Annotated in this window: 10 protein-coding genes; 5 read left to right on the top strand and 5 right to left on the bottom strand. The window is 71.4% G+C overall.

Annotated elements, in window-relative coordinates; genetic code table 11:
• Positions 1-295: 295 nt before the first annotated feature.
• Positions 296-967, bottom strand: coding sequence for a response regulator transcription factor (locus AB0M01_RS12715; RefSeq protein ID WP_363668632.1), 672 nt, complete (start codon positions 965-967; stop codon positions 296-298).
• A gap of 795 nt (positions 968-1,762) precedes the next feature.
• Positions 1,763-2,203 (bottom strand): type II 3-dehydroquinate dehydratase, encoded by a 441-nt coding sequence (aroQ, locus tag AB0M01_RS12710; protein WP_363668630.1) that lies wholly within the window; start codon positions 2,201-2,203, stop codon positions 1,763-1,765.
• A 60-nt stretch (positions 2,204-2,263) separates the two neighbouring features.
• On the opposite strand from aroQ, the gene AB0M01_RS12705 reads away from it, so the two are divergent.
• Together AB0M01_RS12705 and AB0M01_RS12700 are read left to right on the top strand one after the other, a co-directional pair.
• Positions 2,264-2,911, top strand: a complete 648-nt coding sequence (locus AB0M01_RS12705; RefSeq protein ID WP_363668628.1) for an RNA polymerase sigma factor — start codon at positions 2,264-2,266, stop codon at positions 2,909-2,911.
• On the top strand, positions 2,908-3,876 hold the full coding sequence (locus tag AB0M01_RS12700) for a hypothetical protein (protein WP_363668626.1): 969 nt from the start codon (positions 2,908-2,910) through the stop codon (positions 3,874-3,876). The genes AB0M01_RS12705 and AB0M01_RS12700 overlap by 4 nt, the downstream gene beginning before the upstream one ends.
• 3 nt (positions 3,877-3,879) lie before the next feature.
• Here the strand turns inward: AB0M01_RS12700 and aroB are convergent, their stop codons facing one another.
• The 3 genes from aroB to aroC all read right to left on the bottom strand — a co-directional run bounded on the left by aroB (position 3,880) and on the right by aroC (position 6,748).
• Positions 3,880-4,974, bottom strand: coding sequence for a 3-dehydroquinate synthase (gene aroB / locus AB0M01_RS12695; RefSeq protein WP_363668625.1), 1,095 nt, complete (start codon positions 4,972-4,974; stop codon positions 3,880-3,882).
• The gene (locus AB0M01_RS12690; RefSeq protein ID WP_363669456.1) at positions 4,971-5,462 is read right to left on the bottom strand and encodes a shikimate kinase; all 492 of its coding nucleotides are present in this window, start codon (positions 5,460-5,462) and stop codon (positions 4,971-4,973) included. Before AB0M01_RS12690 ends, aroB begins: the two co-directional genes overlap by 4 nt.
• A gap of 80 nt (positions 5,463-5,542) precedes the next feature.
• Positions 5,543-6,748, bottom strand: coding sequence for a chorismate synthase (aroC, locus tag AB0M01_RS12685; protein ID WP_363668623.1), 1,206 nt, complete (start codon positions 6,746-6,748; stop codon positions 5,543-5,545).
• 312 nt (positions 6,749-7,060) lie between these two features.
• Here aroC and AB0M01_RS12680 point away from each other — a divergent pair, with 312 nt between their 5' ends.
• The 3 genes from AB0M01_RS12680 to AB0M01_RS12670 are packed head-to-tail and all read left to right on the top strand — an operon-like array spanning position 7,061 to position 11,156.
• Positions 7,061-9,160, top strand: a complete 2,100-nt coding sequence (locus tag AB0M01_RS12680) for a DUF4135 domain-containing protein (RefSeq protein WP_363668622.1) — start codon at positions 7,061-7,063, stop codon at positions 9,158-9,160.
• The gene (locus AB0M01_RS12675; RefSeq protein WP_363668620.1) at positions 9,157-10,200 is read left to right on the top strand and encodes a hypothetical protein; all 1,044 of its coding nucleotides are present in this window, start codon (positions 9,157-9,159) and stop codon (positions 10,198-10,200) included. Before AB0M01_RS12680 ends, AB0M01_RS12675 begins: the two co-directional genes overlap by 4 nt.
• Positions 10,197-11,156 carry a hypothetical protein gene (locus AB0M01_RS12670; protein ID WP_363668618.1) on the top strand — a complete coding sequence of 320 codons (960 nt, stop codon included), beginning with the start codon at positions 10,197-10,199 and terminating at the stop codon, positions 11,154-11,156. The genes AB0M01_RS12675 and AB0M01_RS12670 overlap by 4 nt, the downstream gene beginning before the upstream one ends.
• Positions 11,157-11,175: the final 19 nt, after the last annotated feature.

Here is an 11,175-nt window from a genome sequence, read left to right as displayed (position 1 = left end):
ACGGTCTCGCCTCAGCGCAGCGCGAACCCCGCGGACGAAGTCGCACGTCGGGTCTGCGCCCCCGCCGCCCGCACAGCGCATCGGCGCATCAGCGATCTACCTTCCGCACCAACACACGCGGCGTCGGCGCCTCACTACCCGCGCAACGCACGCCGCGTCGGCGCCTACTTGCGGCGCCGACGCGGGACCGAAGGGCCGGTGGGCTGGCCGGCGTTCGGGTGTGACTTCTCCTCCCGGCGTCACCCTCCAGCGCCGGGTGGAGAAACAAGGGCCGTCCGTGGGGACGGCGGGTGGATCAGATCAGGCCTTCGCGGAGTGCGTAGGCGACGGCGTGGGAGCGGTTGCGGAGTTGCAGGCGGCTGGTGACGTCGTGGAGGACGTTCTTCACCGTGCGTTCGGAGTACGAGAGCTCGCGGGCGATCTCCTGCGTGTCCTTGCCATCGGCAACCAGCTTGAGGACCTGGGTCTCGCGGTCCGACAGGCCCGTGCGGGACAGGCCGCGCGGCGCGAGGACGTGGCGCTGCATGCGGGAGACCTGGCCGAGGAGCCGGCCGAGCAGGTCGGGCGGGAGGCTGCCGTCGCCCGCGGCGGCGGTCTGGAGCAGGTGGACGATCCGGTCGCCGGTCGCTTCGGCGCGACGCAGTACGCCGGAGACGCCGAGCTCGACCGCGGTCATCAGCGCGTCGTCGTCGATGGTGCTGCTGATCAGGACCGTACGCCGGCAGCCGCGCTGCGCCGCCGACCGGAGCAGCTGGACCGCGACGGGATCGAGCGAGTCGACGGCGATCAGCGCGACCACTGGCGGGGCGGTGCGCTTGTCGGTCGGCTGCTGGATCCCGGGCAGGTCGGCGTCGCTGACCAGCGCGACCTCCGGGCGCGGGCGGAGCGCGTGCACCAGGCCGAACTGCGAGAGCGGATCGGCCGCCTTCACCCAGACCGGTATCCGGCGCTGTTTCGCGGGCAGCACTCCCCCAGAGTGTTGAACGGAACGGATCGCATCCGCAGTCACAGGAACCCCCAAGGCTCGTCGATTCGTCGTGGTCCCGAACGGTGTGCCCGTACGGGCAGCTCCGGCACTCGCCGCGGGCCGCCGCGGTCGTGCCCTGAGGTCCCCCGATGGATCCGCAAGGTTCGACCGCCGCGGCCCGGCGGCTTGCGCCGTTCCCCCGGGACCCCGACCCGCGACACAGCCTGCCCGAGGGCCGTTTCACGGGCGTCTCACACCCGTTTCATGCCCTTGCGCGCGTGAGATCTGCCCGGCCGGTCTGCCCTGGCAGCCAGCCGATCGGGCAAGCCGGTCGCTGCGTGCAACCTGCTGGGGACGGGCTGTATGCAGTTTTCGGGCGGTTTGCGAGTGGATCCCCACCACTCACCAACGCGCACCCGCCGAGTGAGCGCCCGCCTGATGAATTGCCACTCGCGCCTGCCGCGAGGACTTGGTGAGTGGTGGGTGTCCGCGAAGGCGCAGGTGGTCGACGTGCACCACCGATCAACCCCTGGATCACAGCCGTCGACCGAGGTCGGTTGAGCGGGGACCGGGGTCGCGGATGGTGCTTGGTGGGTGGTGGGCGTCGCACTAGTCGCCAGAGGCGCAGGCCGGAGCAGACGGGCTGGGTGAGCTGAGAGGCATGTGACCGACGTGCACCACTGATCAACCACTGATCAACCACCCGCCGACGGCGCTGACAGGCGTGGGCGGGTCGCGGCCGCTGCGGTGAGCAGTACTTGGTCAGTGCTGGGCGTCGCACTCCGCCCCGGAGCGCTAGTCCGTCAGCGTCGTCAGCGCCCTCAGGGCCAGGCGGTACGAGTCCACGCCGAAGCCCGCGATCGTCCCCGTCGCGACAGCGGCGACGACGCTCGTGTGGCGGAACTCCTCGCGCGCGGCCGGGTTGCTGATGTGGATCTCGATCAGGGGGGCGGTGCGCTGGGCGCAGGCGTCGCGGAGGGCGTACGAGTAGTGGGTGAACGCTGCCGGGTTGAGGACCACCGGGTACTTGTGGTCGGCGGCCTCGTGGAGCCAGGCGACGAGTTCGGACTCGTCGTCGGTCTGGCGGACCTCGACTGTCAGGCCCAGGTCGGCGCCGGTCTTCTCGCAGTCGGCGACCAGGTCGGCGAACGTCGTCGCGCCGTACACGTCGGGCTCGCGGGAGCCGAGACGGCCTAGGTTGGGTCCGTTCAGTACGAGTACCTTGCGCGCGGTCACGAGGCAACCTTAGTGGCCGGCGGCCGAACCACCCGGCCGGGTGCCGGACTCTTCCCGGACATGAGCACACGATCGGCGACGCTGGGGGTACGGCGGATGGGGCGAAGAACCACGGCGATACCGGGCCAGGTGAGCGGCCTGGAGACCGACCAGGAGGCGTGGGCGGCGCTCCGCGAGGGTAACGAGGCTGCGCTGACCGTCCTGTTCCACCGGTACGCCGACGCCGTCTACAACTTCGCGTTCCGGCGGACCTCGTCCTGGGCGGCGGCCGAGGACGTCGTACAAGCGACCTTCACCGCCCTCTGGCGGCGGGCCCGGGCGCGGAAGGTCGACGCGTTGCAGCTGGAGTCGGCGCGGCCGCTGCTGCTGGTGATGGCCGGGTACGAGTGCGGGAACGTACTGCGGTCGGCGCGGCGGCAGTCGGCGCTGGTCGGGCGGCTGGAGCTGGTCGACCGGGACGGCACGGAGCCGGACCACTCGGCGGCCGCGGTCGCGCGGGTCGACGACGAGCGGGCGATGAGCGCGGTCCGGCGGATCCTCGACCGGATCCCGGCCAAGCAGCGCGAGGTCGTCGAGCTGGTGGTCTGGGCGGACTGCTCGATGGCCGAGGCGGCGCGGGCGCTCGGCGTACCGGAAGGCACCGTCAAGTCGCGGCTCAACCGCGCACGGAAATCACTGCTCGAGTTCGACACGGAGGGACTGGTATGACGACGCGGATCCCGGCTGAGCGCACGCTGCCGAACCGGCAGGAGATCCTGGAGCGGGTGCTCGCCGATCAGGAGGGCGCGGTACGGCGGCGGCGCGGGTGGGTGGTGCCGGTGTCGGCCGCGGCGGGGATCGCGGTGATCGTCGGCGGGGTGGTTGCCCTGGGCGACGATCCGCGGGTGGGCGGGGAACCGCCGGTCGCTGGTACGCCGACGAGCGCCGCACCGACCGCCGGTACGCCGACTGCGGCGGCGGAGAGCGGGAAGCAGCCGGCGGACGTCGTACTGAATCTCGGGCCTTCGAGCCCGGCCGACGCGAACGCGCTGGCCCGGGCCTGCGCCGACTCGGTCGGGCGGATCAGCCGCGCCTTGAAACTGCGGAGCTGGGCCGAGGGGGGCCAGACGGAGAACAGCGTCGTGGTCGAGGACCCGTCGACCGATCGCGTGTACGGGTGCGTCGGCGAGCCGACGAAGAAGACGCGCACCGGGCAGACCGTCGACGGCTTCGAGCTGACGCTGCTGCAGGGCAAGGCCCCGAAGATCACCATCGAGGCGCCGGACGCGCGACACCCGGCGGCACCGCGGGACGGGACGGGGTCGGTGCAGGCCTACATCGCGTACGACCGGGAGCCGGATGTACTGATGACGGCGGGGTGGTACCAGGTGGACGCGCGGGTGGCGCTGGTGCGGCAGCGGTATGTGTTCGCTGATCGGGTGGGGCCTTGGTACGTCGGTGGGGCGATCGACGGGTATGTGTTTTTGAGGTCGTGGGACAAGCAGCAGGTGCTGCGGAAGGGCGACCGGGTGCGGGTGGAGACCCAGGTGGTCGATGCCCAGGGCAACCTGCTGGACGCGCCGGCGCAGCTCAAGGGCGGTGGAGGGTTGACGCGGAGCCCGGGGACGACGCGGGTTGACGTGGGGACGGTGACGGACGGGCCGGACGGGTTCCCGACGCTGGCGTTCCCGTAGTCCTCAGCTGACTTCGGCGTACGCGGCGATCAGGAGGCTGGGATCCGGGGCTTCCAGGATCGTGGGCTTGGCGAGGGCGTCGAGGATGACGAAGCGGAGGCGGTCGGCTCGGGTTTTCTTGTCGAGTTTCATGGCGTCCTGGAGGTGGGGCCAGGCGTCGGGGCGGTAGGTGACGGGGAGGCCGAGGGACTGCAGGACGGTGCGGTGGCGGTCGGCGGTGGGGTCGTCGAGGCGGCCGGCGGCTCGGGCGAGCTCGGCGACGAAGACCATGCCGATGCTGATGGCGGCGCCGTGGCGCCACTTGTAGCGTTCGGTGCGTTCGATGGCGTGGCCGAGGGTGTGGCCGTAGTTGAGGGCCTCGCGGCCGATCGCGCCGCCGGCGGTGGTGGTTCGCTCGCGGAGGTCGGCGCCGACGGTGTCGGCCTTGACCTGGATCGCGCGGGCGATCAGTTCCTCGGTGTGCTCGTACGCCGGGGTGGTGGCGCCCTCGGGGTCCTTCTCGATCAGGTCGAGGATCGTCGGGTCGGCGATGAAGCCGCACTTGGCGACCTCGGCGAGGCCGCTCACGTAGTCGTTCCTCGGGAGGGTCTCGAGGGCGGCCAGGTCGCAGAGGACGCCGGCCGGCTCCCAGAAGGCGCCGACGAGGTTCTTGCCCTCGGCGGTGTTGATGCCGGTCTTGCCGCCGACGGCCGCGTCGACCATGCCGAGGAGGGTGGTGGGGATGTGGACGACCTTCACGCCGCGCAGCCAGGTGGCGGCGACGAAGCCTGCGAGGTCGGTGGTGGTTCCGCCGCCGATGGAGACGACCGCGTCGGAGCGGGTGAAGCCGGCCTGGCCGAGGACCGACCAGCAGTACGCGAGGACCTCGGCCGACTTGGCTTCCTCGGCGTCGGGGATCTCGATCGCGTGCGCGGTGTAGCCGGCCGAGACGAGGTCGTCGCGGATGGCGTCGCCGCTGGTGCGGAGGGCGCGCGGGTGGATGACGGCGACGCGCTGGACGCCGTCGCCGAGCAGGCCGGGGAGCTCGCCGAGGAGATTGTTGCCGATGACAACGTCGTACGGCGCGGCCGCCTCGACCCGGATGGTTCGGTTGGTCATCCGAGCAGCTCCGCGATCTCGTCGGCGATCTCTTCGGGGGCGCGGTGGTCGGTGGTGACCGTGTGCTTCGCGACCTCGGCGTACAGCGGGCGGCGGGCGTCCATCAGGTTCTTGAGCTGGGTCCGCACGTTGCCGAGCAGCAGTGGGCGGGCGACGCCGAGGCCGACGCGCTTGGCGGCCTCGCCGACGGAGACGTCGAGGAAGACGACGGTGTGGCCGGCGAGATCGGCGCGGGTGTCGGCGTCGAGGATGGCGCCGCCGCCGAGGGACAGGACGACGCCGTCGTCCGCCAGCGCCGTGACGATCGCGGCGCGCTCGAGGGCGCGGAAGGCCGGCTCGCCGGAGTCGACGAAGATGTCGGAGATCGGCTTGCCTGCACCGGTCTCCACGTCGGTGTCGGTGTCGCGGTGGGCAACGCCGAACTTGGCCGCAAGCAGCGCAGCAACCGTGGACTTGCCGGAGCCAGGCGGGCCGACCAGGACGACCACCGGCCCGGCGGAGCCGGAAGCCCCAGCGGAGTCGGAAGCCCCAGCGGAGCCAGGAGCAGCAGCGGAGCCGGCCGAGTCGCTCACTCCGCACCCCACTCGCGCGGCTGGATCGTCTCCGGCAACCCAGCCAGGTACGACCGGTGGTTGCGAGTCGTCTCCACCACCGAGTCCCCGCCGAACTTCTCCAGCGACACCTCGGCCAGCACCAGCGCGACCATCGCCTCCGCCACGATCCCCGCCGCCGGCACAGCACACACGTCCGACCGCTGGTGATGCGCCGCAGCAGCCTCACCGGTGGCGGTGTCGATCGTCCGCAGCGCCCGCGGCACGGTGGCGATCGGCTTCATCGCCGCGCGCACGCGCAGCGTCTCCCCCGTGCTCATCCCGCCCTCGGTACCACCCGAGCGACCGCTCGTACGCCGTACCGTCCCGTCCTCGGCGACGATCTCGTCGTGCGCCTTCGAGCCGGGCGTGCGGGCCAGCTCGAAGCCGTCGCCGAGCTCGACGCCCTTGATCGCCTGGATGCCCATCAGGGCGCCGGCCAGCTTCGAGTCGAGCCGGCGGTCCCAGTGCACGTAGCTGCCGAGGCCCGGGGGCAGGCCGTCGACGACGACCTCGACGACGCCGCCGAGGGTGTCGCCGGCCTTCTGCGCGGCGTCGATCTCGGCGACCATCGCCTTGCTCGCGTCCGCGTCCAGGCAGCGAACCGGGTCAGCGTCCAGCTTCTCGACATCGGCGATCGACGGCAGCACGCCGTACGGCGCCTTGACGGTACCGAGCTCGACGACGTGGCTGACGATCGTCACGCCGTACGCCTGCCGCAGGAACCGCGCGGCGACCTCGCCGAGCGCGACCCGGGCGGCGGTCTCCCGCGCGCTGGCCCGCTCGAGCACCGGGCGGGCCTCGTCGAAGCCGTACTTCTGCATCCCGGCCAGGTCGGCGTGGCCGGGCCGCGGCCGGGTCAGCGGCGCGTTCCGGGCCAGGTCGGCCAGGGTCTCGGGGTCGACCGGGTCGGCGGCCATCACCTGCTGCCACTTGGGCCACTCGGTGTTGCCGACCTGGATGGCGATCGGGCTGCCGAGCGACAGCCCGTGCCGGAACCCGCCGAGGAACGTCACCTCGTCCCGCTCGAACTTCATCCGGGCGCCTCGGCCGTAGCCGAGCCGACGACGAGCCAGGGCGTCGGCCACGTGGTCCGTGGTGACCTGAACGCCTGCGGGAAGACCTTCGAGTACGGCGACGAGCGCTTGTCCGTGCGACTCGCCGGCGGTGAGCCAGCGCAGCATGCCCCGATTCTTTCACGGGCGCCCCAGGATGCGAGACCGGGGTCCGGGGAGTGGGAATCAATCGCCGGACAAATGCCCGCATAACAAAGATCCGGCCATCCGTCCAGCTGTTGACAGCATGCTGCAAGGGGCAACTTTTCGGCCGCCGCATTCGTAGAGAGTGCGAACCGTTCGACAATTCGAGGAGGACCATCATGGACAACGCCCACGAGCTCGACCTGGTGATCGGCGACCTGGAGACGGAGCTGCCGGTCACCGGCGCGGAAGGTGCCAACGGCACCTGCGTGCGGGTCTACTGCGACTTCTGACCCGGTGAGCGACCCGGCCGCCGCGCGAGCGGCCCGCGACGCGCTGGTGTCCGCGGTGCGCGCCCGTACGGCGGCCGGACTGCTTCCACCCGTGGTGACGCCCGGACCGGACGGTCTGGTCCGGGCGTCCCGGCAGCTCGGCGGCCGGGGGGACGCCGAGCTGGTCGCGGAGCTGCTCGACCGGCCCAGCTTTTCGAACCTGCTGCAAATGCTTGTGGTCCTCACTGAGGGCTGCGATAACCTGCGCGAGGAATTCCCGCGGACGACCGCTCCGGGAATTCTTCGAGCGACCAACGGTGCATTGTTCGGCCCGCTGGTCGGCCCGGTATTTCTCGGCTGCCTTTCCGGCGCCGCCGACCGTTTTCAGCCGGTACGCCGGGCCGGCGCGTTTCTGGCATTCCTGCGTGAGTTCCTGCAGCGCCTCGAGGACGACGCCGGCCGGCTCTGGTTCGCGGCGCGACTCCCGGTGACCGGCCTGACCGCCCACGACGGCGAGACCCACAACGGCGGCCGCCGGGTGCTCCGGGTCGACTTCGGCGACCGCAGCGTCGCCTACAAGCCGCGCCCGGCCGACGTGGACCGCCTGTTCCTGGCGCGGGAGGGCTCCGCCTTCGCCTTCCTCAACCACCACGGCACCGTCCGGCTGCCGGTGACGGACCTCGTCACCCGCGATGGCTACTCCTGGCACGAGTGGATCGAGCGGCCCGACCAGTGGGGGACGATCCGGGAGGGGCTCGACGGCGCGGTGGTCGCAGACCCGACGCGGTTCTGGCACCGCGCCGGCTCGCTGACCGCCGCCTGCTTCGGCTTCGGCATCACCGACCTGAGCGAGGGCAACCTGTACGTCGGCGGCCCGGACCCGCTGCTCTACCCGATCGACCTCGAGCTGGCCTTCCAAGACGTACGCCGCCTGCCGGAGACCGGCTTGATCGCCGGGGACGGCGCCCAGCACCACCACGTCGGGCTGGAGACCGAGCCACGCCTCTGCGCGGCCGACGGCCCGACGCTGTGCCTCACAGAGGACGATCAAGGCCTGAGCACCTGGCGCCGAACCAGCCCCTGGGCCCGCCAGGAGACCCGCACGGTCGTCGCCGACACCACCGGCCACGTCGGCTACGGCGCGCACCTCCCCAGCCTCCTGCGCGGCATGTTCGACGCCTGGACGCTGATGTGCAGCAACATCCCGCAGCTGCGCGCAGTACTCGACAAGCCCGCCACCACCCGAGTCCTGCTGCGCTCCACCGACCAGTACACCGAGATGCTCGACGACTGGCTCCTCAACGGCACACCCTTCCCGGACGACCTCACCGCGAGCGAGCGCGACCAGCTCGAACGGCACGACGTCCCGTACTTCGCCGGTACCAGCAGCCACGACTGGGCCAAGGGCCTCACCCTGTCCCGCCTAGGCATCGCCCTGCGCGACGCCGTGGCACCCGTCGCCACCCCGTGCCTCCTGCTCGACCCAGCAACACGTGTAGCCATCCAGGACGCCGACCACGGCGCTGTGGCATTTCAGTGGGCCGCGAGGTTGATCAGCTACCGCTGGTCCGGTGAGAAGGTCCAGCTCAAGCTGGCCGCGCTCGCCGACCTCAACGCAGTACAGCAACGCCTACTCAAGCTCAATCAGGTAGACGCAGGCTGGCGCTCCCAGTGGGCAGCAGGCGGGTTCACCGACGACACCATCGCCGAGCGGCTCACCAAGCTCACCGCTGCCGGAGCAGCCTGGCTGCAGCAGGTCATCGACGAGCACGGCTGGCCCGGTCCGTTGCTGGTCGGCGAGGAGGCTGCCGAGGCCGCCTGCCGGCTGGTGCAGCACCTGGAGGACCAGGCCGACTTCCAGCGCACCTGCCTGGACCTGTGCACGGCAGCCGTCGACGTACCAAGGCGCCACGTCGCCTACCTCACCGACGCGCTCCACCTCACCGAGGGACGCCCGCAGCTCTACGGCACCAAGTTCGAAGCCGTCGACGGCGAGCTCGTCCCCTGCCCGCTGCACGAACCCGACACCGTCGACGACCGCCGCAGAGCGCTCGGCCTGGAGCCGATCGCCGACTACGCCGCACGCCTGCGGCAGCGTTTCACCCTCTCGGAGGAGGTTTCATGACCGACTGGACGGCCTTCACGGCACTCCCCTGGCCGACCGAACCCCAGCATCTCCAGGGCCGGCCGGCGCTCGACGCCAGTACGGCGTACGACGTGGTCCGGCGCGCGGCAGCGCCGTTCCGGGACGGGACGCGGTTCCTGGCGCTGCCGGAGGTGCGGTTCCAGCAGCGCAGCGGGCGGATCGGTGCGCCGGGTGAGCTGCTGCCCGGGCGGGAGGACGAGTCGCTGAAGGAGTACCTGCATCGCCGGCAGGCTGAGCCGTTCGTGCTGCGGGTGCGGGAGCCGCTGATGCTCGACTACGCAGTCTGGTCGCAGGTGCGGGAGCTGGTCGAGCCGCTGTGGCGGGAGATCGGCGTACCGGTGGTGCCGGTGGCGTCGGAGCTGGTGGTGACGGACGGGCTGCCGCAGCAGCTCAACGCTGACGGATACCTGACGCTGGTCTGGGTGCTGCACGGTCGGCTCCAAGCCGGAGAGGCGCTGGCGGAGGCGGGCGACCTCCTGTCGTGGCCGAGCGGTCCGGTCGAGGTGACGGGCACCGACTGCCTCTGGTTGCGGCTGCTCGTGCCTGTCGACGGGAAGCTGGCGGCGAAGCAGGTGACCGACCTGCTGCTCGCTGGGCTCGACAGGAAGCGCGGGACCGACGCAACGCCGTACCTGCCGACAGCAACAACCGGCGAGCTGATGCAGCCGCTCGCCGAGACAGCTGACGGCCTGGCCGAGCTGAGCAGCAGCGATCAGACAGAGCGGAGTCTGCGCGTGCAGTGGGCCAGCCGGGTCAGCGCAGCCGCGCTGGAGCCGGTGCCGGCGCCGCAGCGGTCGGAGTTGGCTGCTGGACAGCGAGTGAAGCAGACAGCACCGATCTACCGGATGCCGGACGGCGACAGGTGGTTGTGGGCGGTCAACGGGCACGCCTTCGCGATCGGCGGCGGTGACGCGCTGCTGGCCGAGCTGGAGCGCGGCGAGGTCGACGTACGGGACGACGCGTACCTGCCGCTGCTGCGGCGGCTGCACTCGCTACGGGCAGTGGAGGTAGTGGCATGAACGACCTGGTGACTGTCGACAGGCTGGACTGGGCTGAGTTCGCTGAGGAGTACTGGGACAAGCGGCCGGTGCTGGTGCGTGGGGTGCAGCCGGTGCCGTTCGTGGCGGAGGAGGTGTTCGCGGCCGCCGTACGGGCGCAGGAGTACGACGGGGCGCCCACTGCGCAGTTCACGGTCGAGCGGACGCAGCAGGGTGAGCGGCAGGAGCTGCTGCCGCAGCAGGCCGACGGGTCGCTAGCGCAGTACGAGGAGCGGCTGACGGAACGGCTGGGCGACCGCGGGTACGCGCTGATCGTCAGCGGCTTCCACGCGTTCGACCGCAAGTTGTGGAGCCGGGAGCGCGAGTTCTTCGCCGGGCTGTGGGCGCAGGTCGGGCTGCCGCTGACCGGCGCGATCACGACGATGTTCCACGGCAACTACGACCACAGTCCGGTCGGCGTGCACAAGGACCGGTTCGCGACGTTCATGTTCGGGCTGCGCGAGCGCAAGCGGATGCGGTTCTGGGCCGAGCGGCCGTGGGACGAGCCGGTCAGCAGCGTGGTCGACTACCAGCGCTTCGTGCCGTCGTCGTTCGCGGTCGAGGTGGAGCCGGGCGACCTGCTCTACTGGCCGTCGAGCTACTACCACGTCGGCGAGAACTGCGGGCGCCGCCCGGCGACCAGCGTCAACATCGGCGTCCCGCGCGACGCGCACAAGGTCGAGTACGAGCTGGAGGACCTGCTCGCCGATCTCGACCCGCGCTCGCTGGTCACCGCCGGCTCGCGGCTCGACCTGCTCGCCGGGGAGATCAGCGCGGCGGCGCGGGTCGACGTACCGGGTCAGGTCCTGGCGGCGGAACTGCCGGAGGCGTTGCAGCAGGCGCTGCAGAACGCCCGGGAGCACTCGCTGACGCAGCGGGTGCAGGAGGTGTCGGAGCGGCGCTGGGCCGCGGGAGGGTTCGAGCCGGTGCCCTCCTGAGCCGACTACAGTCCCCCGC

Source organism: Kribbella sp. NPDC051770 (genome assembly GCF_040681455.1).
Taxonomy (GTDB): Bacteria; Actinomycetota; Actinomycetes; order Propionibacteriales; family Kribbellaceae; genus Kribbella.
This window is presented reverse-complemented; position numbering and strand designations above follow the sequence as displayed.